This window comes from Sphingobacterium sp. UGAL515B_05, assembly GCF_033097525.1.
Taxonomy (GTDB): domain Bacteria; phylum Bacteroidota; class Bacteroidia; order Sphingobacteriales; family Sphingobacteriaceae; genus Sphingobacterium.
This window is the reverse complement of sequence record NZ_CP109907.1, coordinates 4,479,721-4,505,853: the sequence shown is the minus strand read 5'-3', so window position 1 is coordinate 4,505,853 and position 26,133 is coordinate 4,479,721. Positions and strand designations below refer to the sequence as shown.

The 26,133-nt window shown below is 41.8% G+C and carries 22 protein-coding genes and 3 tRNA genes; 18 read left to right on the top strand and 7 right to left on the bottom strand.

Going from position 1 to position 26,133, the window contains the following annotated elements; translation table 11 throughout:
- Positions 1-151: 151 nt before the first annotated feature.
- The 3 genes from trpB to OK025_RS18455 all read left to right on the top strand — a co-directional run bounded on the left by trpB (position 152) and on the right by OK025_RS18455 (position 2,992).
- On the top strand, positions 152-1,342 hold the full coding sequence (gene trpB, locus OK025_RS18465; RefSeq protein WP_313185431.1) for a tryptophan synthase subunit beta: 1,191 nt from the start codon (positions 152-154) through the stop codon (positions 1,340-1,342).
- A 94-nt stretch (positions 1,343-1,436) separates the two neighbouring features.
- Complete coding sequence (locus OK025_RS18460; RefSeq protein ID WP_317666010.1) at positions 1,437-1,979, top strand: murein L,D-transpeptidase family protein; 543 nt, start codon at positions 1,437-1,439, stop codon at positions 1,977-1,979.
- A gap of 446 nt (positions 1,980-2,425) precedes the next feature.
- The gene (locus OK025_RS18455; RefSeq protein ID WP_317666008.1) at positions 2,426-2,992 is read left to right on the top strand and encodes an AraC family transcriptional regulator; all 567 of its coding nucleotides are present in this window, start codon (positions 2,426-2,428) and stop codon (positions 2,990-2,992) included.
- A gap of 167 nt (positions 2,993-3,159) precedes the next feature.
- Here the strand turns inward: OK025_RS18455 and OK025_RS18450 are convergent, their stop codons facing one another.
- The 7 genes from OK025_RS18450 to OK025_RS18420 all read right to left on the bottom strand — a co-directional run bounded on the left by OK025_RS18450 (position 3,160) and on the right by OK025_RS18420 (position 14,443).
- Positions 3,160-5,340: a DUF4954 family protein gene (locus OK025_RS18450; protein ID WP_317666006.1), complete on the bottom strand. Its 2,181-nt coding sequence runs from the start codon at positions 5,338-5,340 to the stop codon at positions 3,160-3,162.
- 8 nt (positions 5,341-5,348) lie between these two features.
- The gene (glmS, locus tag OK025_RS18445) at positions 5,349-7,190 is read right to left on the bottom strand and encodes a glutamine--fructose-6-phosphate transaminase (isomerizing) (protein ID WP_201668914.1); all 1,842 of its coding nucleotides are present in this window, start codon (positions 7,188-7,190) and stop codon (positions 5,349-5,351) included.
- 150 nt (positions 7,191-7,340) lie between these two features.
- Positions 7,341-10,523 carry an efflux RND transporter permease subunit gene (locus tag OK025_RS18440; protein WP_317666003.1) on the bottom strand — a complete coding sequence of 1,061 codons (3,183 nt, stop codon included), beginning with the start codon at positions 10,521-10,523 and terminating at the stop codon, positions 7,341-7,343.
- A 64-nt stretch (positions 10,524-10,587) separates the two neighbouring features.
- Positions 10,588-11,643, bottom strand: coding sequence for an efflux RND transporter periplasmic adaptor subunit (locus OK025_RS18435; protein WP_317666001.1), 1,056 nt, complete (start codon positions 11,641-11,643; stop codon positions 10,588-10,590).
- 14 nt (positions 11,644-11,657) lie between these two features.
- On the bottom strand, positions 11,658-12,974 hold the full coding sequence (locus OK025_RS18430; RefSeq protein WP_286733216.1) for a TolC family protein: 1,317 nt from the start codon (positions 12,972-12,974) through the stop codon (positions 11,658-11,660).
- Positions 12,975-13,002: 28 nt separating this feature from the next.
- The gene (locus OK025_RS18425) at positions 13,003-13,602 is read right to left on the bottom strand and encodes a TetR/AcrR family transcriptional regulator (RefSeq protein ID WP_088161779.1); all 600 of its coding nucleotides are present in this window, start codon (positions 13,600-13,602) and stop codon (positions 13,003-13,005) included.
- Between the two features lie 169 nt (positions 13,603-13,771).
- Positions 13,772-14,443, bottom strand: coding sequence for an NUDIX hydrolase (locus OK025_RS18420; protein WP_075992906.1), 672 nt, complete (start codon positions 14,441-14,443; stop codon positions 13,772-13,774).
- A gap of 185 nt (positions 14,444-14,628) precedes the next feature.
- Here OK025_RS18420 and pfkA point away from each other — a divergent pair, with 185 nt between their 5' ends.
- The 15 genes from pfkA (at position 14,629) to OK025_RS18345 (ending at position 26,128) form a co-directional block, all read left to right on the top strand.
- Positions 14,629-15,606: a 6-phosphofructokinase gene (pfkA, locus tag OK025_RS18415; protein WP_411567705.1), complete on the top strand. Its 978-nt coding sequence runs from the start codon at positions 14,629-14,631 to the stop codon at positions 15,604-15,606.
- 17 nt (positions 15,607-15,623) lie between these two features.
- Entirely contained in the window at positions 15,624-16,475 is an 852-nt protein-coding gene (locus tag OK025_RS18410) for a hypothetical protein (RefSeq protein WP_075992907.1), read from the top strand.
- Between the two features lie 4 nt (positions 16,476-16,479).
- A complete protein-coding gene (gap, locus tag OK025_RS18405; protein ID WP_317665997.1) occupies positions 16,480-17,478 on the top strand; it encodes a type I glyceraldehyde-3-phosphate dehydrogenase in 999 nt (332 codons plus the stop codon).
- A gap of 175 nt (positions 17,479-17,653) precedes the next feature.
- Positions 17,654-17,729: transfer RNA gene (locus OK025_RS18400), tRNA-Phe, on the top strand.
- Positions 17,730-17,779: 50 nt separating this feature from the next.
- Positions 17,780-17,852: transfer RNA gene (locus OK025_RS18395), tRNA-Gly, on the top strand.
- Positions 17,853-17,857: 5 nt separating this feature from the next.
- Positions 17,858-17,942 (top strand) — tRNA-Leu (locus tag OK025_RS18390).
- A 190-nt stretch (positions 17,943-18,132) separates the two neighbouring features.
- The gene (locus OK025_RS18385; protein ID WP_075992909.1) at positions 18,133-18,462 is read left to right on the top strand and encodes an ArsR/SmtB family transcription factor; all 330 of its coding nucleotides are present in this window, start codon (positions 18,133-18,135) and stop codon (positions 18,460-18,462) included.
- Positions 18,463-18,501: 39 nt separating this feature from the next.
- Positions 18,502-19,071, top strand: coding sequence for a DUF6428 family protein (locus OK025_RS18380; RefSeq protein WP_317665994.1), 570 nt, complete (start codon positions 18,502-18,504; stop codon positions 19,069-19,071).
- A gap of 15 nt (positions 19,072-19,086) precedes the next feature.
- On the top strand, positions 19,087-19,506 hold the full coding sequence (locus OK025_RS18375; protein ID WP_075992911.1) for an arsenate reductase ArsC: 420 nt from the start codon (positions 19,087-19,089) through the stop codon (positions 19,504-19,506).
- Between the two features lie 22 nt (positions 19,507-19,528).
- The gene (gene arsB, locus OK025_RS18370; protein ID WP_317665992.1) at positions 19,529-20,602 is read left to right on the top strand and encodes an ACR3 family arsenite efflux transporter; all 1,074 of its coding nucleotides are present in this window, start codon (positions 19,529-19,531) and stop codon (positions 20,600-20,602) included.
- A 45-nt stretch (positions 20,603-20,647) separates the two neighbouring features.
- Positions 20,648-21,556, top strand: coding sequence for an SMP-30/gluconolactonase/LRE family protein (locus OK025_RS18365; RefSeq protein ID WP_317665990.1), 909 nt, complete (start codon positions 20,648-20,650; stop codon positions 21,554-21,556).
- A 74-nt stretch (positions 21,557-21,630) separates the two neighbouring features.
- Positions 21,631-24,312 carry a DUF6493 family protein gene (locus OK025_RS18360; RefSeq protein ID WP_317665989.1) on the top strand — a complete coding sequence of 894 codons (2,682 nt, stop codon included), beginning with the start codon at positions 21,631-21,633 and terminating at the stop codon, positions 24,310-24,312.
- Positions 24,309-24,740 (top strand): hypothetical protein, encoded by a 432-nt coding sequence (locus tag OK025_RS18355; RefSeq protein ID WP_317665988.1) that lies wholly within the window; start codon positions 24,309-24,311, stop codon positions 24,738-24,740. The genes OK025_RS18360 and OK025_RS18355 overlap by 4 nt, the downstream gene beginning before the upstream one ends.
- Positions 24,737-25,666: an SWIM zinc finger family protein gene (locus OK025_RS18350; RefSeq protein ID WP_317665986.1), complete on the top strand. Its 930-nt coding sequence runs from the start codon at positions 24,737-24,739 to the stop codon at positions 25,664-25,666. The genes OK025_RS18355 and OK025_RS18350 overlap by 4 nt, the downstream gene beginning before the upstream one ends.
- Before the next feature lie 123 nt (positions 25,667-25,789).
- The gene (locus tag OK025_RS18345) at positions 25,790-26,128 is read left to right on the top strand and encodes a YciI family protein (protein WP_317665984.1); all 339 of its coding nucleotides are present in this window, start codon (positions 25,790-25,792) and stop codon (positions 26,126-26,128) included.
- Positions 26,129-26,133 lie beyond the last annotated feature (5 nt).

Here is a 26,133-nt window from a genome sequence, read left to right as displayed (position 1 = left end):
GGGCGCAATATGCCCTTATTTGCAAATACACGATTTAACAGGCATCTTTTCTAGAAAAGATGCCTTGTTTTTTTTCCAATACCTGCAAAGATTACTATATTAGGCTTCAATAAATAATATATCCTTTTACAACAAGAAACTTAAGCCTAAAATGAGTCTAACACAAGCAGCATCTGTCGAAGCAAACGAAAAGATGCTTCAATACAATGGTCAATATGGAGCGTACGGCGGATCTTATATCCCCCCGGTACTGGAAGAGCAATTAAATAAACTGGCTGCTTTTTTCGATAGCCATGTCCAAAAAGAAGAATTTCAGAAAGAGTTTATTGCGATCTTAAAACATTATGTCGGTCGTCCCTCACCTTTATACTACGCCAAGAATTTAAGCGATTATATCGGTTCCAAAATCTATTTAAAGCGGGAAGATCTCAACCATACTGGTTCCCACAAAATAAACAACTGTATCGGTCAAATTCTTCTGGCCAAGCAGATGGGAGCAACAGAGATCATTGCCGAAACTGGCGCCGGTCAACATGGTGTTGCAACTGCAACAGCTGCAGCATTGTTAAACATCCCCTGTAAAGTATTTATGGGCGAAATCGACGCTGCACGCCAGGCCCTTAACGTCAAACGTATGGAATTGTTGGGCGCCGAAGTTGTAACGACCAACTTAGGTAGCCGTACATTGAAGGATGCCGTCGATGCGGCCTTGATGTATTACGTTGAAAATCCAACATCTTATTATCTACTGGGATCGCACGTTGGCCCACACCCCTATCCAAAAATGGTCGGCTATTTTCAAAGCGTTATCGGTAAGGAAGCACGCCAGCAGATACTTGATCAGGAAGGGCGCCTTCCAGACAGCATCTTCGCCTGTGTAGGTGGCGGATCAAATGCCATTGGCTTATTTTCGGGTTTTCTCGATGATCATGAGGTCGAAATTCATGGTGGCGAAGGCGGTGGCACCGGAACTTATCCAAAAACAGCTGCGACACTTTCTTTTGGCAAACCAACCGTATTCCAGGGAACCTTTTCGTACTGCCTTGTCGATGATGAGGGCAATCCGATCCCGTCAACCTCGGTGTCTGCAGGCCTTGATTACCCGGGGATATCGCCACAACATGCCCAGCTAAAAGATAGCAATCGCGCAAACTACCACCCTGTGACAGATGCAGAGGCGATCGATGCCTACAAGCTACTTTCCCGACTGGAAGGTATTATTCCGGCCATTGAATCATCCCATGCTGTTGCCCTTGCGGTGAAATTGCTAAAAGACAAAAACAAAGTCGCTATTGTGAACCTCTCGGGACGTGGCGACAAAGATGTTGACCGCGAATTCTAAGTGGCAGCATTAAAATACATGTTTAGACCGAGTGCAGGGTCCTAGGTTAGGCACTCGGTCTAAACATTTTATCCATTAGCTAACAATCTCCGAGATGAAGCGACCAAGAAATCGTCGAATAGTTTTAAAAACAGTAATCAGCCTCCTCGTCTTACTTTGCCTGGGCCTGATAGGCTATAATCTTTATCCAGAACCAACGTTGGATCAGCATGCCAAAGTAGACAAGCTTATCGTCTATAAATCAAAAAGAACACTATTGGCTTATAGTAAGGGAAAGCTCCTGAAGTCTTACCGTATTTCACTGGGCGGCCAACCTGTGGGCGCCAAAGAATTTGAAGGCGATTTAAAAACACCCGAAGGGCTTTACACGATCAACGATAAAAATCAATATAGCAGCTATCACAAAAACCTGGGGGTCTCCTACCCAAATGAACAGGATATTGCCCACGCCAAAAGTTTAGGAAAAGATGTCGGTGGCGACATCAAGATCCACGGACTTCGAAACGGACTAGGCTTTATCGGTAAATTGCAGCGCCACATGGACTGGACTTTCGGTTGTATGGCACTTACAAACGCAGAGATTGACGAACTTTTTGATGCTGTTCCGATAGGCACAGCTATTGAAATAAATCCCTAACTGAAATAAGGACTTTACTGGAATAAAGACTTCACTAAAATAACTCTTGACTGAAACATACCCCTAACGACCTCAAGGCTAAAGCGCCGAATGGCCCGCCCATTACGCCTATTACGCTCATCCGCTGGCCGATTAGCCATTCCGTCCTTTTTTTCCACACACGGTTTTCAAAATACTACAAGATAAACCCTAAATATTACAACTCCATGTCTAATAAATTATCGATTTTTGAGTTTACATTAGTAACTTGTATTTAAAATAATTCCGATGGAATATCCAATGTGATAAGCACAAATACCGATGACCGCATCACAGCATGCAGGGCATCCAAGAATTAAATATACCTACATAAAATCAACAGGATATTCCGTAGGACCTCTAAAAGACAACATGCGAAGCATTCATGAAACCATAGGATGCAGACACAAATCAGTAATAATTGATATATGAAACTTGCAATAAAGAATATGGTATGCAATAGATGCATTATGGTTGTTGAAAATGAATTGGCTAAGCTCAATCTCCATGTTAAGCATATTTCTTTGGGGCAGGTTGAGATTGAAGAAGAGCTGACCAAAGCGGAGAGCAAGCAACTTGCCTCAAATTTTTCGGCACTTGGTTTTGAACTCATTGACGATAAAAGAACCGTCATCATCGAACAAGTAAAACATGTCGTATTGGATCTTATCCGTAATCAACATAACGATACCCCCCTTAATCTTTCCGAAATCATCAGCACGAAGGTGCACCATGATTACAACTACATCTCCAATCTTTTTTCGGATGTTGAAGGCATAACCATCGAAAAATACTTCATCGGCCAGAAAATTGAATATGTCAAAGAGTTATTGGTTTACGATGAACTTACCTTGAGTGAAATTGCCTATAAACTCAATTACTCCAGTGTTGCTTATTTAAGCAATCAATTCAAAAAAGTAACCGGATTGACGCCAAGCCACTTTAAGCAAATCAAAGATAATAAACGCAAACCACTTGATAAGATCAACGACTAAGGACCTGCGATGCGCTTCACAGCGCTGGAAGAAATCAAAGTTTGACCGCTTCTGGCTATCGCAGAAAAAGAATCTACAACGCCACTTTTGGGACATTACCAACTGTTAAGACCGCTAATACGTGATTCACAAAAAAAAGAAAAGGCTTCCGAGCGGAAGCCTTTCTTTTAAAATTGCCCTTTCAAATTAGCAACCCTTATCTTAAATATCTCTAATTCTTTTTGTTGTTGATTGATAAAAGAATTTTCCTCCAATTTTCCTACCACAATATCACGTTCTTCATCATTGGCATAAACCATGTTTTTGAACTGATTATTGTAGTCTTTGGCACGGGATTTATAAATCTGTTCACCAATCCAGATCCGGTGTCCAAGCGCCTGATCCAACAAAGATACAATTTTATCTGTTGATAAAACCATACCTTCCAAATTTAAGACTTCTATTAAAGACAAGAGTGCATGTTCACGTTTATCTAAGGGGTATGCTTTACTTTTATCGTGATAGAATTCATGAATATCATCCCATGAATCTATTTTTTTTGATTTGACGTCATCCAGGAAAGTTTGCAGGGCATTGCTTTCGATCAGCTGTCCACCTATATTTTCCCAGCTCGTACGCGATCTACCCGATAAGGCTCCAATAATATCCTGCAGTGACTGGCCTTCCTCGAGGGCATCCATCAGGTGCAGTACACCATAGTATTTAATAAACGAACGATATAAATGATAAGCCTCGCCAACCTTCTGAATAACAGTCGGTCTGCGTGAATTTTCGGCTCCTTGCAGCACAATTGTCTGATCTTTCAGGTCCATGTTGTTGGCAAGCAGTGCCCGGCCGGCAACAATACGTTCGTGCTTATCCTTCCCAACTGCAGTGTGGAGACTATCTGCCACAGCCAAGGCCAGCATATCCATCCCTTCGAACATCTCGTTCACCGTATCCGGTGCCAACATATCGTATTCAAAATATTGGTTTTTGAAATGTCGATTGTCTCGCGCCGCATACTTATTGGCATTCCGTACCAAAGCATACATATTGTACATAAACCAATACCCCGGAATCAAGACCAGTTGATCATGTTGTACGTCATTGCTCACTAAGGTAAAAGGCAACTTGATATCCAGTTCATGCAGAAAATCCCCTTTTACAATAAGGCAATACGACGCAAATCTGGAGTTATGTTTTAGGCTCACACAGAGCCCAGGCCAAAAACCACGTCCCGCAATAATTTCACCATCCGCAGCTCTGGAGTTGTGATTGGATCCTACCGTTGCTCCAGCAGCCATATTACTTTGGCCCATCACCAATGCCGCACATAAAAACGAGTTGTTATGGTGCTGTTCATGCGCTGGAAAAATCAAGGAATTTAACACTTCACAACAGGAAATTGTCGAGTTGTCGCCCAAATAAGAGTTGATCAGACGCGCGCCATATTTCAACTGCGAATAGGAAGCCAGGATAAAACGTACAGCTTTAACGCCGTAAAATATACGACAGCCATAGCCAATAATTCCATTAACAAGCTCGCAGCCTTCACCGATCTGCGTATACGATTCCTGCGAGGAATTGACGGTAACATTTTTCAGCTTGCTGACCCCTTTGATATAAGCATCAGTCCCGATCTTGACATTCTTGATCGTTAACGTATTTTTGATGACGCAACGGTCGCCAATCTGGCTGTAATAGCCCCGTTGACCTCCAAATTTCTGATCAGTCAGTTCTCCAAATCGCTGCTGTAAAGCATGATCATGTCGATTGCGGGTCCATAGGTACACATCTGCAGCCTGCATACCATCAAAAGGATAAACTGAGCGGGCACCATTTTCATTGCAGAGCTCCAGCTCGATCCGTTTTTCTGACTCTTCACCATCACGGAGAATACCATTACCGAATTTGGCTGTACTGCCCGTCTCCATTTCCTTGATCTGGCTCAACAGTACTTCATTACCAACAATAAAGTAGGACAAGTAACCCACATGGTGGACAGCAACATCGTCGCCAAAGTCCGAACTGATGATCGTCGAATGATACAGGCCAATGGGCAGCTGCAAATTGCGGTAATCCAGGTAACTCGGACTCAAATTGCCGATACGGACCAGACCATAGAATTTACAGTGCTGAACCTGATTCGGATCAAAGACTGCCGATACCTTAACCTTGGACCAGTCGCTGGACCAGTTTCCATTGTTAATCAACTGTTGAACCTCTGTTTCCGTCAGATCACGGTAGTCATTACGCGGGTTTTGCTGAAAGCGCAGGGTATATTCGTCCTGTCCTGCTGGAATAAACTCATCTGGGATAAATCCATAGCCCAGATGTTCCAAAGGTTTCTTCTTCAATACACTCATCGGCCTCCTTACTCTACAGTTACCGACTTCGCCAGGTTACGTGGTTTGTCCACATCCAAGCCTAGCTCTACACCAATATAATACGATAGCAGTTGCAATGGTACAACCGAAATCAATGGAGCAATGATCTCATCGGCCTCCGGAATTTCCATAAAATCATCCGATAGATTTTCTGAAACAGCATCACCTTTGGTAACCACCGATATAATCTTTCCTTTACGCGCTTTGATCTCCTGAATATTTGAAACTATCTTCTCGTGATAAGCATCTTTTGTAGCAATAAAAACAACCGGCAAGTTCTCGTCAACCAATGCGATAGGTCCATGCTTCATTTCTGCTGCAGGATAACCTTCGGCATGGATATAGGAAATTTCCTTGAGTTTAAGCGCACCTTCCAGGGCAACCGGGAAATTATACCCCCTACCCAAGAAAAGAAAGTCTCGGGCATCTTTGTACTTTTTGGCAATGGCTTTGATTTTATCAACCTGCGTATCCAAAATCCACTCGACCTTCTCAGGCACCTCGTTTAATTCCTGTGCAAGTTTTTGATAACGTTCCTCGCTGATCGAACCTCTCAAAGAAGCAATCTTTAAGGCGATCAGGTTCAATACAGTCAACTGTGCCGTAAAAGCTTTTGTACTCGCCACACCGATTTCTGGTCCAGCATGTGTATAGGCACCTGCATCCGAAAGTCGGGCGATAGAAGATCCGACAACATTGACAACACCCAATATGATGGCGCCTTGTTTTTTTGCATTTTCCAATGCAACCAATGTATCGGCCGTTTCACCACTTTGGGAAATCGCCAAGATAACATCCCCCGGATGAATAACCGGATTACGGTAGCGGAATTCCGACGCATATTCAACTTCTACATTAATACGGCATAATTCCTCAATAACATATTCTGCAATAAGTCCGGCATGCCAGCTCGTACCACAGGCAACAATCACAATGCGATTGGTATTGCTGATCTCATTCGCAAATTTTTCAATGCCACTCAATGTAATCTGATGGGATTGCAGATCCAGACGTCCACGCATGGAGTCAAAGATCGTTTGCGGTTGCTCGAAGATTTCTTTCAACATAAAGTGATCAAAGCCACCTTTTTCAATAGCCGACAGCTCCAGATCCAATTTTTGGACATAAGGCGTGATGCGCTCATTACCCAGATTTTTAAGGATCAACTCCTCCGGAGTGATAATGGCCAGTTCGTAGTCATTGATGTAAACAACTTCTTTGGTGTATGCTAGCATCGGGGAAGCATCTGAACCCAAAAAATGCTCATTTTTACCGATACCAATCACCAAAGGACTTCCTTTACGCGCTGCAATAATACGATCCGGATGACCTGCCTCCAATACAAGGATCACATAGGCCCCTACGACCCGTTTCAAAGCAATACGAATCGCTTCTTCTAAAGAGCATTCATTCTGCAATTGGATCTCTTCGATAAAGTTGACCAGAACCTCTGTATCGGTATCACTTTTAAACGTATAACCTTTATTGATTAATTCTGATTTTAAGGAAGCATAGTTTTCAATGATGCCATTATGAATCATTGCAATACGTCCGCTGTTGGAATAATGCGGATGTGCATTCCGATCAGAAGGTTCACCATGGGTAGCCCAACGGGTGTGACCTATCCCTGTGGTCGACTGTAGATCTTTGCCATACACAAACTCCTCCAAGTTTGCGACTTTACCTGTTTTTTTGTAAACATCGATCTGCTCACCTTTATGCAATGCCACTCCAGCACTGTCATAACCACGGTATTCTAACTTTTGTAATCCGTCAATGACGATACCATACGCCTGACGATAACCTGTGTATCCTACAATTCCACACATGTATGTCTCAATTTTAAGTGTATATTTTGTTAATGCGCCGCAATGTAATAAAAAATATTTACGCAATCGATTGATTAACCTAAAATTAACACAAAAAAGGCGGTTAATGTTTTATTAGCCGCCTTTTTCTATTGTAAAATGTATTATTTTTTAGTGTTCTGCCACATCCACATGGTCATAATCTTCCTTCATCAAGGCTTCATAATCTGTTTTTTCTTTCTTGCCAAAACGACGTTGAAGACTGTCAAAAATGGAGTACACCACTGGTACAACAACCAGGGTTAAAAATAAAGAAGATAACAAACCACCGATGATAACAATCGCAAGACCTCTATTCATATCGGCACCGTCTCCAGTAGCGATTGCAATAGGAATCATACCAAATACCATGGCAATTGTCGTCATCAAAATCGGACGAAGACGTGCATGGTTGGCTGCCACCAATGCATCGTGCGTGTTATCGCCAGCTTCCTTACGATGGTTGGCAAAATCAACCAGCATGATCGCATTCTTGGCCACTAGACCAATCAACATGATGATACCCAAAATCGTAAAGATATTCAAGGTCTGATTACCCAAAGCCAAGAATAACAGGGCTCCGATAAATGACAATGGAATGGAGAATAAGACCACGAATGGCGTGATAAAACTATCGTATAAAGCAACCATAACCAAATATACTAGGATAATAGATGCCAATAAGGCAATTCCCAAAGTACCAAAACCTTCGGTTTGATTTTCCATGTTACCACCCCAGATAAAGACAATCCCCGGTTTACGCGGCAGTTTTTCAAACTGTGCCTGCCACTCTTGCGCTACGGTACCCATTGGTCTACCGATCGCTTGCCCCTGAATGGATACTGCCGGCGACTTGTCGCGACGTTCCAACAAAGTAGGTCCCGAGCCAAAAGTAACATTAGCGAATTGATCCAAAGAGATAGAGGCGCCCTGATTATTGATAAATTTCAGATCACGCACGTTGTCGATATTGGCACGGCCATTTTCCGCATAGCGGATATTGATATCATACTCATTATCGCCGGCTCTGTATTTGTTGTCCGTGTTTCCTGAAAATGCCGTTTGCATCGTCATACCCACAGTAGAGACATTCAATCCCAAAGACGTCATTTTATCACGGTCGATCTTCACATTGATCTCGGGGTTACCCGCTTCAGAAGTCAATTTGACACCCGCTGCTCCAGGGATCTTACGCAATTGATCTGCCGCCTTCTCCGCAAATTCCTGCGCATCTTCGACAGAAGCACCGATAATGGTCAGCTTTAGTGGTGCCTGCTCCGCTCCCATGATACCCACATTGACGGTTTTGATTTTTGCGCCGATCAGTTTATTTTCCAGTTCCCGCTTTAATGTCGCTGAATATACCTGTGAGTTGCCTTCAAAGTTTTCTTTGTCGAGGATCACGTGGATCTCCGATTTGTAACGTGAACCCGTTGTCGAAGCCATACCATCCGAAGACTGTCCCACTGTCGTAATAATTTCTTTGACATCGGGTTTCGATTTAATATAAGCTTCCGCTTTCTGCGTCAATAAGTTGGTCTTCTCCAGCGAAGCATCTTTATCGAGTTCCAACTGGATAAAAAATTCTTTACGGTCGATACTCGGGAAGAAATCCGAACCGATATAACCTTTAGCGATCAGGATAAATGATGCAAAAAGTAAACCGATTGCTAAAAATAAAGTTGCTAGCTTGGTTTTCCAGGTTCTTAAGGCCCAAACTAACAATCCTGCCACCCAATGTGTAAAGTTGTTCAAACCGCTTTCAAAACCATGAATAATACGGCCAAAGAAAGAAGTTTTGCTCAAGTGCTCCAATTTACCGAAACGCGAGTATAACCAAGGCACTACCGTAAATGACACCAATAAGGATAATAAAGTCGAGATAATTACAGTCACACAGAATTGCGCCAGGATATTGGCCACCAAGCCCGTAGACATCGCGATCGGTAGGAACACCACCACAATAACTAAGGTGATCGCCGTTACCGTAAATCCAATTTCCGAAGCACCATCAAATGCCGCACGCACCTTGTTTTTACCCATCTCCATGTGGCGGTGAATATTCTCGATAACAACGATCGCATCATCCACGAGGATACCTACCACCAGAGATAAACCTAATAAAGACATCAAGTTCAGGGTATAGCCCATTAAAAGCAAACCAATAAAGGTTGCAATCAAAGATAAAGGAATCGCCACCATGGTGATCGCCGCATTCCGTAAACTCTGCAAGAAGAACAACATGATAAAGCCCACTAAGGCAATGGCAATCATTAAATCATGGATCACGTTATCGGCCGCATTCAATGTAAATTCTGAAGAGTCATTGGCCACCAAAATTTTAATATTCTGTGCCGCATAATCCTTCTCTACACCGCTAATTACTTTTCCGTTTTTATCGTGTACAGCAATCGTTTTCTTGACCGCTTCGGACACCGCTACCGCGTTTGCATCAGACTGTTTAAAGACCTGCAATAAGATTGTATTCTGACGGTCCAGACGGGCTACTTTTTCAATCTCTTTGATACCATCCCGTACATCGGCGATATCGCGCAGATAGATCTGCACCCCTGCCGGCGTTGTGATCGGAAGGTTACGCAGCTCCTCGATCGAAGTTACTTTACCCGAAAGACGGATGGTTGTCCGGTTATCGCGGGTACTTACGTTACCTGTCGGGAAATCGAGATTGGATGCAGCTACTATTTGCTGTACCTGAGAAATTGTCAGTCCATAACCTTCAATTTTCTTCGGGTCCACAGAGATCTGGATTTCACGTTCCTCACCACCGATCAGGTCTACTTTTGCAACACCATTGATCCGCGCAAAGACCGGTTGGATTTTATTATCCAAAAGATCATAGAGTTCTTTTTCCGATAAGTTGGACGTGACGGCCAAACTCATGATAGCCACATCATCCAGGGAGAATTTGGAGAGTGAAGGTGTCTTTACATCATCCGGCAAATCGTTGATCACGGCATTGATTTTCCGTTGAGCATCGGTAAGCAGGAAGTTGACATCCGCACCGTTATTTAGGGTAATCATGACAATCGATACCCCTTCCAATGAAGTAGACTCCACCTTTTTGATACTTTCCAGGGATGAAATGGCATCCTCTATTTTTTTGGTCACCGAACTTTCAACCTCTGCAGGTGAAGCTCCCGGATAGACCGTCTGTACCGTAATGACGTTAATTTCAAATTTAGGGACCAATTCATAGCCCAATCGCGTATAAGAAAACAACCCGCCTAATGTCAGTATTATAAATAATACGATAATTATACTGGGGCGTTTTATCGATATTTCGGTAATTTTCATTCGAATAATTTATTTTTAATAGCCATGCAACCGGGGTTGCATCTGCTACTGATTACAGTATGCTCTATTTAATAATCTCTACAGGGCTTTGGTCAAATAGATTGATCTGACCCGAAACAATCACCTGATCGCCATTTTGCAAACCGCCTAAGATCTCGATGTAATCACCAAAGTTTCTACCCGATTTGACATTTGTTTCGATTGCTTTACCGTTTTTCAGCACAAAGATCTTGTTGTCGCTCACGCTACCCACAAAAGCGTTACGTGGTACGATCAATGTATTGCTGGCAACACCTTCGCCGAAGATGGCCGTACCATACATACCAGCACGCAATTGGTTCGATGCATTATTTACCTCGATTTCAACAGGGAAATTTAAGCTACCGTCCGATTTAGGTGCGATAAATGTTACTTTACCGGTAAAGCGTTGATCTGCATACACACTCGCTGTCACATCAACAGATTGACCGATCTTTAAGGTCGCTACATTCTTTTCGTCTACATTGACACGCAATTTCAAGGTGGCAACATTCACAATATCAAAGGCCGCAGCACCGACATTCAGGTAAGTCCCCGGTTCGATTTTACGTGAATTGACGATACCCGATACCGACGTTTTTATGGTTACATCGCCAGCATTTAATTTAGAAGCTTTTAAGTTATTTTTCGCATTCTCAAATTGCAATTTCACCTGGTCTAACTGTTGTTTGGTTACACCTCCCGTAGAAAAAGCACTTTCAAAGCGGTGCAGATCAGCCTGCGCATTGGTATATGCCGCTTGCGCATTCGCCACGTTCACATTCAGTTTATCACCCTCGATGATCGCCAAAGTCTGTCCCGCACTCACATGCGAACCTTCATCAACCAATACTTTCACTACCCGGCCAGCAGTTTCAGCCGAAACAGTTACTTCCTGTTTCGGAGAAAATGTTCCGTTAGCAGTATAGCGTAAATCCATGGAAGATACTTTTGCTGTATCGATACGCACAGCAATAGCCACATTTTTTTTGGCTACTTCCGCAGTTTCTGCCTCATTTTTCTTTTTATTCTTATTTAACACAAAAAATATTCCTGCTAAACCAGCAGCAATAATAAGTAAGGTAATAATTCCGCGTTTCATATTGTATTAGTCAATTATTCTTTAATTAGTGATTTTAATTCGCCGTTCGCCTTAATAATCTGTACTTCGGCTACTTTATAGTTCAACAAACTTGTATTTAGATTATTTTCTGCATCAGCTAGTGCTTTTTCAGCGTCAAGTAATTCTGTTAAAGTTGCTAAACCATTGTTAAAATTGTTTTTTGTATCATCTAGAACACCTTTAGCCAATTTAACATTCCGGCGATTGTTGTCGATCGTCAGCAAACTGATCTTGATCTGTGATTTGGCATTTTCTTTCGCTAGATTTAGGCCAAGTTTGGTATCTTCAAGATCAACCTGTGCTTGTCTAATCTGAATATCCGCCTGGTTGATTCTTGCTCTTGTTGTTCCTCCCGTGAAGATTGGCACCGAAAGATTTAAACCTATGCTCGAGGTCTTTGGCCAGCTAAAATCACCACCAATAGGAAACCCTTTACCAAATCCATTAAAACCAAAATCTCCACCTAAGGATAATTTAGGGTATAGATCAGCAACTTTCGATTTCTTATTCAGTTCGTAAAGTTCAATTTGCTTCTTCATCAACTGCACCTCGGTCCTATTTTCTACATTATCCGATTCCACGGCCAATGCTGCATTGATATCAAAAGTCTCTTCAGATAATTCAATGTCTTCCTCGATCGGCTTCCCGATTGCGAATTTCAATGCATTTTCTTTGATCTGTACGGCGTTGGTTGTTTGTTGTTTCTGTGCCTCCAGGTTATTCACATTGACCACCAAGCGATCCAAATCTATTTTTTTTGCAAGCCCAGCTTTCACAAGTCCTTCCGTCACATCTTTCGTTTTTGTGGTACTTTGCAAGTTATTTTCTATCGTTTGAAGTTTCAGATGTTCTTGGTAGATATCATAGTAAGCATTTGCTACTTTTTCGATTACCTGTTCATCTGTTAACTGCGCATTTATTTGGTAAAACTCTTTTGTTGTCTTAGCAGCTTTCAACCCTGTAAAGATCGATTGATTAAAAAGCTGCTGATTCAGAGAAACCACTGCTGTTGAATTCCAGGGTTGTCCCATTTTAATCTTTTGAGTCTGACCACCGGCTTCCAATACCATTTCTGGAATTAACACATTGTATTTTAAGGAACCATTTGCTGTAATTTGTGGCAACGCGCTACCCCTAACCTCATCAATCTGGTATTGCGAGTTTTCGAGATCTAACTTTGCCTTTTTAGCTTCCTTTTTGTTCTGCAAAGCAAATTTAATCGCATCACTTAAGCTCAATTGCTGCTGTGCATGACTCTGGAAAACCATCGTACCTAATAAAAGGCTGGCTAGTATTCTGATTGTTTTCATTCCTAATTTATTTGTCCTAATTTTATATCTACTTTTTATTTATACCATTAAAAAACAGCTTGGTAGCCAGCTTTTGTTTTTGCAATACTTCATCAAACCGATCCTGATTTGGAATCCCCGAAATGATATCGGAAATATTGCACATCAAGGATAAGCTCTTCATCAATTCCACATAGATTTCGGCTGTTTCATAGAGATGCTCCCCATCTATTTCACCTTTTTCGGCACCGATCTGAAGGATCTCAAACAAGGCTTTCACATCGCGGTCGTGGAGACATTGAAAAAAATCCTGCATGGAAAGTCCCTTGATCCATTCCAGATTTTCGTTCATGTGCAACATATAGTATTTACGGACGAATGCATCGCGCAGTTCCAGTATTTTCATGATCAGCTCGTAAGTGGTACCCACGTGCACAGCCACCATCTTCTCCTCCTCTTCCCTATATTCATCCGTCAAACGCACAATCACATCCCGTATAAGTGCATTCTTTTCCGAATAATAGTAGTATAAATTCGCTTTGGTAATTTTTATATCCTCCGCAATTTCATTCATTGTAGTCTTACTAAAACCGTAATGCATAAAGCGTCTTATCGCCGCATGAATGATTTGATCTTTTCTATCTTCCATTCTTCAAAAAACTCCTTTCTACTTTCTGACTTTTATCAAAAATTGTTCAAAAATATAAAAAGTAACATGTTGGGCAAAATAAATTTTGAAATTGTAATAATTTTGATATTAAACTGACAACAAAAAAGGCAAACTCTCGAGTTTGCCTTATGTTATACGAACAGATCTATTAGAATGCGACCGTGTTCTGAAAATGTTTTAAGAATTTTCGTTTATCCAGTTTATAGAGCCGTGCTGCACGATAGGCAACTCCGGTCTGCACTTCGTCAAGCTCTTTTAGAAAGCCATAATTCTGCATTTTCTTTCTAAAATTGCGTTTATCGAGTGGTTTATTCAAGATTCCCTCATACACCAGCTGTAACTGGGTGAGGGTAAATTTTTCGGGTAGCAGCTCAAAAGCAATCGGCTTATAAGCAAGGCGCCGCTGCAATCTTTCTAGACAGAGGTCCAAAATCTGCTTATGGTCAAATGCCAGTTCAGGTACATTTCGAACGGGAAACCATTTCGCCTGTTTCATATAGTTTGTAACAGGCTTGGTTTTCAATTTGGTATTATCCAGCTGCACAAGGGCGTAATAGGCCACCGTCAGAATGCGCCCCTTTGGGTGCCTTTTTAAGCCCGCAAAGGAATGCAGCTGATCCATAAATACATCTTTCAAACCTGTATTCTCATACAAAATTCGTTTTACGGCATCTTCCATCTCTTCGTCATTATCCACGAAAAAACCTGGCAATGCCCACCAATCCTTAAAAGGATATTCATTTCTTTCGGCCAAAAGAACTTTTAATTCTCCTTCGTGAAAGCCTAATATGACACAGTCAACGGTAAAATTACTATACAAAACTTCTAAATTTATTTATGTGCAATATACTGAGCTAAATTTAGCGGTTACTAATCATCGGGTTATCTGTAACAATTATACGCTTCCTAAACGTGATGCGCAAAAAAATATTGAAAAATTTATTCAAAGTGTAGAATATACACTATAAAAATCTTATATTCGTAAAACCTAAAATATAGCGTGTGATAAAAGAAATTAAAAAAATAGGTGTGTTAACGTCAGGAGGTGATGCTCCTGGTATGAATGCCTGTATTCGTGCTGTTGTTCGAACAGCATTACATAAGGGATTGCAAGTAACGGGTATTTATCAGGGATACCAAGGTCTGATCGATGCAAATTTCATAGAAATGGATACGCGTTCGGTCAGCAATATTATACAGCGTGGTGGTACCATATTAAAAACAGCGCGTTGCATGGAGTTCAAGACGCCGGAAGGCCGTCGAAAAGGATATGACAACCTGATCGCTGCCGGTGTGGATGCATTGGTGGTTATTGGTGGTGACGGTACCTTTACAGGGGCTAATTTTTTCTCCAAAGAATTCGAGATACCTATTATAGGTATACCCGGTACGATAGACAACGACCTTTACGGTTCTGATTATACCATCGGTTACGATACGGCCAACAATACAGTCATTGAAGCTATTGATAAAATCAGAGATACTGCGGCTTCGCATGAACGCCTTTTCTTTGTTGAAGTGATGGGAAGAGATTCAGGCTGTATAGCTTTGAATGCAGGTATTGCCGGCGGAGCCGAAGCAATCTTACTTCCAGAGAAAGAAACTGCCATTGACGATTTAATCCGCCATTTGGAAGACGGTGCCATTAAGAAGAAATCGTCGTCTATTGTTATTGTTGCAGAGGGCGATCAAAATGGCGGTGCTTATTACGTTGCAAAAAAAGTAAAAGAAAAGTTTGATCATTACGACACGAAAGTTAGTATATTAGGGCATTTGCAACGAGGTGGTGCTCCGACGAGTTTCGACCGCGTGCTTGCGAGTAGATTGGGCTTTGCCGCTGTCAATGAATTATTAGCAGGAAATACACGAGTTACTGTTGGGCTTCGTGGTAATGAAATCAAGACAACTCCAATTGAAGAAGCAATCAGCAATAAGGAAATTAAACTTAGCCCTGATTTATTGGAAATGGCTGAGATTTTATAATCATTAATTGAACAGACATGATAGCAGTAGTATATAGTGGATCTCGATTTTCAGACTGGCGATTGGCCGATAAAGGTCGGATTACCACGGGGTTTCGCATGAACGGGATCAATCCTTATCTTCAAGATGAGCGCTCCATACTACAGCATTTGCATAAAAACACCAACCTGATCAACAACGCCGAAAAAATCAGACGGATCTATTTTTTTGGAGCAGGATCTTCGTCGAAGGAACGTAAGGATAAAATAAAGAACGTCCTCGAACGTTTTTTCGTCAATGCGCGCGTACGGGTTGATCATGATGTCATTGCTTCGGCAATTTCCACTTTTGGCGACGAAAGAGGAATTATTGGCATCATTGGAAGTGGATCAAATGCAGCTTATTATACAGGGAAAAAAATCATTGACAATAACTATGGTCTAGGTTATATTCTGGCCGATGAGGGGGCGACAAACTGGAATAGCCAGCAGTTACTCAAACATTATATGACGGATACCTTACCTGTTGATCTGCGGGACAAATTGGAAAGAGAATTTAACATCGATAAGAAAACCATTTTGGAAAGGGTGTATATTTCCCCACAACCGACAAATTTTCTGAATTCATTTACCGACTTTGTCCTCGAAAATAAAGATCATCTATTCATTAGTCAATTGGTTAAAAATGGGCTTCGCACGTTTATAAAAACCTACATCAAGCCCTTAATGAAAGAATATCCGGACAGTGACGTAAACTTTACGGGTTCAGTAGCGTTTAATTATGAGCACTTGCTTCGGGAAGTTGCCACAGACGAATTTAATATCAGTATTGGTACTGTTGTAAAAGAACCGATACATAATTTAATTAAATATTATATCAATAAAAATTAAGAATATGAAAATTGGAATTAACGGATTTGGCCGTATTGGTCGTTTAGCATTTAGAGCGGCTATCAATCGTCCAGAAATTGAAATTGTTGGTATCAATGACTTAGTTGAACCAGATTATATGGCTTATATGTTGAAATATGATTCAACACATGGCAAATTTGACGGTTCTGTAGAAGTAAAAGACGGTAATTTGGTTGTTAACGGAAAAACTATCCGTGTTACAGCTGAGAAAGATCCTGCAAACTTGAAATGGAATGAAGTAGGTGCTGAAGTAATCATCGAATCTACAGGTTTCTTCTTGACTCAAGAGTTGGCTCAAAAACACATCGATGCAGGTGCTAAAAAAGTAGTGATGTCTGCTCCAGCGAAAGACGACACCCCTACTTTCGTAATGGGTGTAAACCACAAAAAATTGAAAGCTGATCAAAACATCGTTTCAAACGCTTCATGTACTACAAACTGTTTAGCGCCTATCGCTAAAGTATTAAACGATAAATTTGGTATCGTTGAAGGTTTGATGACAACAGTACACGCGGTTACAGCAACACAAAAAACTGTAGACGGTCCTTCAGTAAAAGACTGGAGAGGTGGTCGTGGTGCATACCAAAACATCATCCCTTCATCTACGGGTGCTGCAAAAGCAGTAGGTTTGGTTCTTCCAGAATTGAAAGGTAAATTGACAGGTATGTCATTGCGCGTTCCTACAGCAGACGTTTCAGTTGTTGACTTAACAGTACGTTTGAACAAAGGTGCTTCATATGAAGAAATCAAAACTGCCATGAAAGAAGCTTCTGAAGGCGAATTGAAAGGTATCTTAGGTTATACTGAAGACGAAGTTGTTTCTTCAGATTTCTTAGGTGATGCACGTACATCAATCTTCGATGCAAAAGCAGGAATTTCATTGAATGATAACTTCGTTAAAGTTGTATCTTGGTATGACAACGAATGGGGATATTCAAACAAAATCGTTGACTTGGTATTAGAAGTTGGTAAATTGTCTTAATCAACTCGACCAATATCCTATAAAGGGGCTATTCGTGTAGAATTGCCCCTTATTTTTTTTCCTTAAAAATCAGTAGGTTGGCGTTTAAACGCAAAAAAAAGCACTTTTAGCTTTCGTAATTCAAATAATCCGTCTATATTTGCATCATCAATAAGGCAGACAGCTAAATTGAAAAGGTGCCATAGCTCAGTTGGTAGAGCAAAGGACTGAAAATCCTTGTGTCGCTGGTTCGAATCCAGCTGGCACCACCAAAAAGGAAGAACGCAAGGTTCTGACAGATTGAAAGAATAATAATTCCAATGCGAAAATAGCTCAGCTGGTAGAGCACAACCTTGCCAAGGTTGGGGTCGCGAGTTCGAATCTCGTTTTTCGCTCACCTGCCTAGGTGGTGGAACTGGTAGACACGCAGGACTTAAAATCCTGTTCCCGTTAAGGGAGTGCGGGTTCGATTCCCGCCCTAGGTACAAAAAGAGACGCCGAGTATCGGTTGTCTCTTTTTTTTTACACCAATATAACCCTTTGCTCCAAAAGTTGATATTAGGCCATTTCGAGTTCGAATTGAGCGCAATACTTCGATTAATATCATCGTAGCATAATTTTTATGTTTCCAATTTGGGTTTTTAGAAAAATTAATCGTAATATTGCAATAACATTATGGGACTTACTAAGACAGAAATATTCACAGAAGAGCAGAATCAGCTCGCCACAATGCTCAAAGCGTTGGGCCATCCTGCCCGTATTGCGATTCTTCAATCCATCATCCGTGCAAATTCGTGTATCTGTGGTGATCTGGTTGAGGAACTAGGATTGGCACAGCCAACAATTTCCCAGCACCTTAAAGAATTGAAGAATGCGGGTATTATACAGGGCACCATTGAGGGTGTACGGGTATGCTATTGTATTGAACCGAAAGCCTGGAAATTATTGAAAACAAACCTGGCAGCTTTCTTTGACTCTTATAAAGAGAACACAAACTGTTGCTAAAAAAATTTATATCAATTAATCGTTAAATTGCAATATAACATGAACAACTCCGCATTTATCAACTGGGAAACGTTTAAAACGCAGCTCCAGCAAAACCCGAATCAAATTTTACAATTTGAATATGCAGCAGGTAAATGGGTAGATCCCTCCTACCATATCACAGAAATCAAACAGGCTCCGATCGTATCCGTCGATTGTGGTGGCGTAATGAACTCCTGGACTGAAATCATTGTCCAACTATGGGAACCAAGGGAATCAGAAGAAGGCCGTGCAATGCAAGCAAGTAAAGCGATGTCTATCGTGGATATCGTTGAAAAGAAATTACCGCTTAATCCCAATGCTATTGTAAAAATTGAATTTGGCAACTCGCAGTTCGATACACGCCAAATGTATCCGGGTAATTTTACCGTGTCCGGACAAGATTTAATAGTTAACCTTACTCCAGATTATACCCAGTGCAAAGCCATTAACCGCGGGGGAAGTTGTGGCACCACGTCAGCTGGAGAAGAATGCTGCGCCCCCGTTGCCAAAGCCGAACCTGTAAAGCTGGAAATGGTTAATCTGGCTGCTGATGGTCCAGTTTGTAAACCTGGTGGCGGCTGCTGCTAATCAAGAACTTAAAAAATGGAAAAAATATTGGTACTCTGCACCGGCAACAGTTGCCGCAGCCAAATTGCAGAAGGATTTTTAAGACATTTCGCAGGTAGCCGAGCCGAGGTTTATAGCGCCGGCATAGAAACGCATGGCGTTAACCCAAAAGCCATTCAGGTTATGGCTGAAGCCGGCATTGATATCTCATCCCACACCTCTAATCATGTCAATGAATATGCGGCAATAGACTTTGACTATGTAATTACGGTCTGTGATAATGCCAAAGAGAGTTGTCCATATTTTCCTTCAAGGGCTAAAAAACTACATTACAATTTCCCAGACCCGGCAAAAGCTACCGGGACGGAGGAAGAAGTTATGAATGAATTCAGAAGGGTACGTGATCTTATCAAAACATACAGTGCTGAATTTGTAGCGGAAAATCTCGATAAATAAACATACCCACTAACAAAAAAATATGTCAGCCAACAACTGCGCCCCAGCACATGAAAGGAAAAAATTGAGTTTCCTCGACCGATACCTTACCTTATGGATTTTCCTGGCGATGGCAATCGGAGTATCTATTGGATTCCTTTTCCCGTCTTCGTCTGATTTTATCAATTCTTTCTCCAGCGGCACCACCAATATTCCACTTGCCATTGGCCTGATCCTGATGATGTATCCACCACTTGCCAAGGTGAAATATGAAAATATGGGCAAGGTATTTAAGGACACAAAGATACTGGGGGCTTCCCTACTCCTGAACTGGATCATAGGGCCTATTTTAATGTTTATCCTAGCTATTGTATTTCTGCGGGACTACCCCGAATATATGATCGGCCTTATTCTTATCGGGCTAGCCCGCTGCATTGCAATGGTCGTTGTATGGAATGAGCTGGCAGAAGGAAACCGCGAATATGCTGCAGGACTCATCGCCCTCAATAGCATTTTTCAGGTTTTATTGTACAGCGTCTATGCTTATATCTTTATCACCGTTCTGCCCCCAGTATTTGGGATGAAAGGTCTTGATGTCAATATTTCGATCGGTCAGATTGCGGAAAGTGTCGGAATTTATTTGGGCATTCCCTTTGCAATGGGCATAATCAGCCGTTATGGCCTGATTAAGTTAAATGGAAAAGAATGGTTCCAAAGCAAATTTGTACCGCTGATCTCTCCCATCACCTTAATCGCATTATTATTTACAATTGTAGTCATGTTCAGCCTGAAAGGTGAACTGATCGTTCAGATTCCTATGGACGTTGTCAGAATTGCGATTCCTTTGGTGATCTATTTTGCCATTATGTTCCTGGTGAGCTTTTTTATCGGTAAACGAATGGGCGCAGATTATTCCAAAAATGCAGCCATTTCTTTTACAGCTTCCGGTAATAATTTTGAGTTGGCTATTGCAGTTGCTATTGGCGTCTTCGGCATCAACAGTGGCCAGGCATTTGCCGGTGTTATAGGTCCACTCGTGGAAGTGCCTGCATTGATTGCCTTGGTCAATGTAGCTTTTTGGTTAAGAAAGAAATATTACAAAGGCCAGGTGGTATAGCCCAAGAAAATTATTTATTGCCAGAAAATTGATAAATTAGTTGATATGTTCCATTCAGCTCATTCTCGCAGGCACTGGCCTACACTCCTGCTGTCCGTACTCTTCTCCTTAAATGGCTTAGATCTCAGCGCACAATTGTTTCATCAGGACAGCTTAAAATTAATAGCCCGACAGTTTGCCTTTACCGAAGGGCCGGCAGTGGACAAGACCGGGGACATCTATTTTACCGACCAGCCCAATAACAAAATCTGGAAATATAGCACCAAAGGGCAACTTTCGCTTTTTAAAGATTCTGCAGGCCGCGCAAATGGACTTTACTTTAACCATCAGGGTCAGCTCCTTGCCTGTGCCGACGAAAAGAACGAGATCTGGTCAATCAGCAAAGATGGTCAGGTTACCGTCCTGCTGACCGCTATCGACGGAAAGAAACTGAATGGTCCAAATGATCTATGGGCAGACAAGAAAGGGGGCATCTACTTTACAGACCCCTTTTATCTGCGCGATTATTGGACCCGGAAAAAGCCAGAAATAGCGGGGCAGAAAGTCTACTACCTTCCTCCAGGAAAAGCGAAAAAACCCATCGTAGTAGCTGATGATGTAAGCAAGCCGAACGGCATTGTCGGCTCGCCAGATGGAAGATACCTCTATGTCGCAGATATCGAACGGAATAAAACGTATAGGTACACCATTGAATCTGACGGCAAGCTCAGCGGACAGACAGCGCTTATCGATAAAGGATCTGACGGGATGACATTGGACCATCAAGGAAATATTTACCTGACAGGCAAAGGCGTCTTTATTTATAGTCCGACAGGCCTGCTGATCGGCCATATTAAAGTAAATGAACCATGGACATCCAATGTCTGTTTTGGGGGTAAAGATCGTACGGTTTTATTTATCACCGCTTCAACAGCCATCTATAAGATCCCCATGTATACCCAGGGAGTGGATTAATACCAACGAAAGAAAAAACATTTTTTATAGGAGCTCGTCAGATTTATGATATTTTTGAATGTTTAATTAACCGTATGAATAACCTCAAACAGTATATCAGAGACAAAAATTGGGTAGAAGTACTGAACCACTGTAAAGTGCTCAATCCCGATGAACGTACAGCAACTATAGCATATTTACATGCCTTGGATATTGATCGCGATATTTTAGCAAAGGATGACGGTAGTTTACAAGGACCGGCACGACTTGATTTTTATGAGAACCGTCAACAGGTCTACGCCACGCTCAATTTTGCACTTATTGCCTGTACCCGCCAATTTGAGGATATCGCTAAAATTAAACGCTTAAATGGAACTTGGCAATTGTGCCCATTGAGGTCCTACTTAAGCAATCCAACCATCGGCGTAGAACCCTTAATGGCCTTTTATCGGCTTTTTCTGCCCGACTATCTGCACAAGATCGTTAAGGTTTCACAAAAGGAACGTTTCGACGGTATTGATTTCAAGGTACTATGGGCATTTTACCAACAAGGTTGGATCACCTTTGATGAAAGCTATTTTGTTGCTCGTTTGTTGACAGTAGATACCTATGACAGAAATACAGAAGAGGAGGCCGATTTTTTATTGAAAAATCCTGCGGTAATCGACAACGTATTTCTACAATTCCAACGCTATGAAATTCCAGTACTCGACCTTTCCAAATGGGAAGCACGTACGGGATATGTCTGTAAAAAAGTGACCGAATATTGGACCGAAGTCATACAGATCATGCAGGAGAAGGGCTATGTATTTGACCGCGCTATTATTCCAGATTTAATGGAATCCTTACTCAATAACTGGAAGAAGCCACATTTAGATTGGCATATCCGACTTTTGGGCATATTTAATACAACACAACAGGATTACCTACAGCAACAACAGCTCTTGTTCTCGCTACTGAATACCTCGAATACAAGCCTTATTAATTTTTCGGTCAGACAGATCAAGACAATCTATAAAATGGAAGGTTTTGATGAAAATGGATTTATTGATCATGTGAGTACTATTTTCCCAAAGGAGAAAATAGAAAAATCACTGCTGCTGTGCTTGGATATCCTCGAACACCTGCTGAAAAAAGAAGAATATAGATCGCTTGACATTTCCGCAGATCTATCCATGCTGTTACTCCAGACTGATTCAAAAGTACAGGAAAAAGGTGCTCAGCTTTTAGTAAAACAGGCTGATCCGGAAGTCTTGAAAGATCTCGTTGAACCCCACCGCAGTAATTTAAAACTTAAGACCCTCGAAATTCTCGGCTTGGCGCAGGCGACTCCCTTCGTGGCAGATACCGCCATGGCAGACCCCGCGTTTGAAGAGTTGGCAGAACAACTGGTGCAGGTCACGATTCCTTCAACTTGGGATGCTTTGTTATTTCAGATCGGTCATTTCATCAGAACGAAGTCTGCTCTAGATTTCGACCTCTTCCTCGAAGGGCTGAATCAGTTGCAGAACGATATCCCTAACGACTACAAAAGGCAATTGAAACCCTATTGCAAACAGCTGTTCAGTCGTTTTTGGGACATTGACTACATGCGCTCTTTCGCTGATTTTATGCATTATTGGATTGGCGAAAATAGCGGCGAAAAAACTGGCCATAAAAGTGATAGTATTCCCTTTGCACAGCATAAGCTAGATTGGATGCGACAAAAACTCGCCAGCAACAACTGCTTGCCATTTCTGTCGACACCGAGTCACCTCCCCTTTTACCTGCACCCTAACGTACTGATAAAACGCCTACTCGCGTATGAACAAAAAAAGGTTGCCATTGAAATAGAAGATCTAATCGTCGCCTGTAACAGATTGTTATATCAACAGACAGATGAAGAGACTATTCGTCTTGTAAAGACCTTAAAGGGAAATTACGCTTCTGCGATGCAGTACTTTCTGGGAGCTAAAGACCAGGTTAGGCCCACAGCAGATGTATTGGCACTCTGGGCGCAAGTAACACGGATCAAACAGCCCGATCAGGTATTTCCGAAATTTGAACATACTTCAGCCAAAAGCTATCCCGCTGTCGTAAATCCATTTGAGATCACATTCGAAATTGTCGTCGACAAAAACGAATACGCAACCTGGCACAGAATGTTTCTGGAACACAACTGGAATTATACCTGGTGTAGACGGGAAGAAACCAAACATTACCCGCCGTTATTCTATCATACAGCACCTTTTTCGAGGACATTTCGAGAAGCCATAGCCTTTCAACTCAGCTTAACACCTCAATACATTGGTCCGCTGTTATGCCGTTATATCCCAGACACCGCTTCAGGCAATGAAGTCCCGGAAATGGAAAACTGCCTATACCCGATGCAGTTCGTGATGGATAATCGCCTGGAGGTACGCGGCAGCGGATGGCTCTATATTGCTGTTTGTTTATTGTTTGAAAAGAAGATCTCGAGAGATCTGGCGACAGAATATGTGCAGTTTGCACTTTTAAATAAAAAACAGGATCTTTCCTACCTTGCTGATATCATCGGTAGGCTACTTGCTGCCGGATATGCACCTGTTAACAGGTTTATCGAATATTTAGATCGCCCATTTGTAGCGCAGCAGATCAAAAAGTTCCAATTCGTATGTCTGGAAAAAACCTTGGAACATCTGGATGGCGAGCGTCTCCCTGTAAACAGCAAGAAATTGGTCGCTCATTATGTTGAGGTTTCGGCCCAACTTCAAAGCGAAGTAAATCAGGTATTTTTAAGTAAAGTAAAACACAAATGAATGTAGACTTTGATTATCAGTATCAGTATCAACATACTTCTACGATCGCTATGGGGAGTAAGGATAAATCGTTCATCCTGGCACATTGTTCTGAAATCGAACAGGACAATCAGGTTCACTGCTTCTTTCATGGCAGCATTATCAATTCATTTGTTGCTTCAAAATGTTTAAGTACACTCGGTAAAACGGTACGTTCTCATTTTGCAATTAGCCCAGATCAGCGCGTCAATATGCGCGACCCGATCGTTTCTGTCGGTAATGGCCAGCTTCATTTTGAAGCATTTTCATCCTGCAACAGTGTTTACGCGCGCATTGACGTGCTGCAAACAGGAATTGACGGGGAGTTTATTCAAGCTGGCTGTACCAATGTTGATTTTAACGATGTAACGATCCGAGCTTTCAATACTGTTGGCCGCACCGATAATTGATTGTAGGCGTTGGTTCCAATGAGCTTAAAGTCATCACTGCGCGCGCAGAGACTACAGAGAAAAAAGTGAGTCTACCCGATCGCTGGATTAAAGGACTGGGCAATGTCCAAGTCTACTTATCGCAAATGGAACTTGCCTTTCAATTGAACAGAATTGAAGCCTTGCAGCTCTTTAAAGCTATACCTAAAAGCGCGGTTAAGCCCGAATACTTTTTATCTAAATCGGGCAACAGCTATACTTTTTCTGCTGTTGCCAAGCCCAACAGTTTAAAAATAGGTGGCATTCATCGACTCAATCTAATCGAAAACCTACTTATACATGTAGACAGTGTCTCATTCTATAATCACGAAGATCAGCAAAGTACAGCGATAGTGCTTGATTTTAAGGAAATACAAATGCTGTTCCTACTTTCCGAAAGCGTCTATCGCGGTTTTTCAGGTGAAAGTAAGCATATCGAAAACCTGCTTGTTCAACTGCCGGAAGAATGGATCTTGGGTATCAATAATTATTTTAAAACCAATGAGATTTTTCAACCTACGCTAGTTTCCATAGAGCATAACCTTCAGCTCGGCACCATGGAAACCATGCAAGCCTCATTATCCAGTATGGGATTATTGGGTTACGATTTGTGGAGCAACAATTATTTTTACAGAAAGCTTCCCTTCAAACTTTCACGCTTAAAACGCTTTAATCCAAGGTTGCAAAATGCCGTTAAGTTGATTGATGAAGATGCTGTGCTGCTCCTGCAACATGACAAAAATGGTATTAAGGCCGAAGTAAAAGGTAGTGCGAACCTGAGCCATATTGTCGTAGGTAAAGGGAATGATCTGCAATGTACCTGTAGCTGGTTTACGAACAACAGGACAAATAGGGGGCTCTGCAAACACATCCTGGCGGTAAAGATGAAGCTGAGTGATATTTCGTAACTTGAAATACACCGCGGTATTTTAAAATGGACTTTTTCCTATGTTATTTTTTCAATTATCAGCACAGATGTCCCCTTTTGTAATGCTCGATCGTTTGATGGTAAATACTAAAATTTAAAAACCATGAAAGAATTTATGCTAATCTTCAGATTAAAGGCCGGCATTGATTTCAAGCCTTCTCCAGCACAAATGCAGGAGCGTATGAACTGGCTAGCCAGTATCGCTGCTCAGGAAAAATTGGTAGATAAAGGGAAAACGCTTTTACCGACGATTGACAGTGGGCGACATATATCCGCTGACCAAGTGGTTACCGACGGCCCCTTTACTGAATTAAAGGAATACGTCAGTGGCTTTATTGTGGTGCGGACCGAAAACATTGATGAAGCTGTAGAAATTGCGAAACAGAATCCAATATTTAAAATTGGCGGAAGTATTGAAGTGCGTGAGCTCCTAAGATCCTAATTCCG

What these genes read in the sequence shown, in the direction of transcription:
- trpB (WP_313185431.1), top strand. Translation starts at nt 152, where the DNA reads ATGAGTCTAACACAAGCAGCATCTGTCGAAGCAAACGAAAAGATGCTT.
- OK025_RS18460 (WP_317666010.1), top strand. Translation starts at nt 1,437, where the DNA reads ATGAAGCGACCAAGAAATCGTCGAATAGTTTTAAAAACAGTAATCAGC.
- OK025_RS18455 (WP_317666008.1), top strand. Translation starts at nt 2,426, where the DNA reads ATGAAACTTGCAATAAAGAATATGGTATGCAATAGATGCATTATGGTT.
- OK025_RS18450 (WP_317666006.1), bottom strand. Translation starts at nt 5,340, where the DNA reads ATGAGTGTATTGAAGAAGAAACCTTTGGAACATCTGGGCTATGGATTT.
- glmS (WP_201668914.1), bottom strand. Translation starts at nt 7,190, where the DNA reads ATGTGTGGAATTGTAGGATACACAGGTTATCGTCAGGCGTATGGTATC.
- OK025_RS18440 (WP_317666003.1), bottom strand. Translation starts at nt 10,523, where the DNA reads ATGAAAATTACCGAAATATCGATAAAACGCCCCAGTATAATTATCGTA.
- OK025_RS18435 (WP_317666001.1), bottom strand. Translation starts at nt 11,643, where the DNA reads ATGAAACGCGGAATTATTACCTTACTTATTATTGCTGCTGGTTTAGCA.
- OK025_RS18430 (WP_286733216.1), bottom strand. Translation starts at nt 12,974, where the DNA reads ATGAAAACAATCAGAATACTAGCCAGCCTTTTATTAGGTACGATGGTT.
- OK025_RS18425 (WP_088161779.1), bottom strand. Translation starts at nt 13,602, where the DNA reads ATGGAAGATAGAAAAGATCAAATCATTCATGCGGCGATAAGACGCTTT.
- OK025_RS18410 (WP_075992907.1), top strand. Translation starts at nt 15,624, where the DNA reads ATGATAGCAGTAGTATATAGTGGATCTCGATTTTCAGACTGGCGATTG.
- gap (WP_317665997.1), top strand. Translation starts at nt 16,480, where the DNA reads ATGAAAATTGGAATTAACGGATTTGGCCGTATTGGTCGTTTAGCATTT.
- OK025_RS18385 (WP_075992909.1), top strand. Translation starts at nt 18,133, where the DNA reads ATGGGACTTACTAAGACAGAAATATTCACAGAAGAGCAGAATCAGCTC.
- OK025_RS18380 (WP_317665994.1), top strand. Translation starts at nt 18,502, where the DNA reads ATGAACAACTCCGCATTTATCAACTGGGAAACGTTTAAAACGCAGCTC.
- OK025_RS18375 (WP_075992911.1), top strand. Translation starts at nt 19,087, where the DNA reads ATGGAAAAAATATTGGTACTCTGCACCGGCAACAGTTGCCGCAGCCAA.
- arsB (WP_317665992.1), top strand. Translation starts at nt 19,529, where the DNA reads ATGTCAGCCAACAACTGCGCCCCAGCACATGAAAGGAAAAAATTGAGT.
- OK025_RS18365 (WP_317665990.1), top strand. Translation starts at nt 20,648, where the DNA reads ATGTTCCATTCAGCTCATTCTCGCAGGCACTGGCCTACACTCCTGCTG.
- OK025_RS18360 (WP_317665989.1), top strand. Translation starts at nt 21,631, where the DNA reads ATGAATAACCTCAAACAGTATATCAGAGACAAAAATTGGGTAGAAGTA.
- OK025_RS18355 (WP_317665988.1), top strand. Translation starts at nt 24,309, where the DNA reads ATGAATGTAGACTTTGATTATCAGTATCAGTATCAACATACTTCTACG.
- OK025_RS18345 (WP_317665984.1), top strand. Translation starts at nt 25,790, where the DNA reads ATGAAAGAATTTATGCTAATCTTCAGATTAAAGGCCGGCATTGATTTC.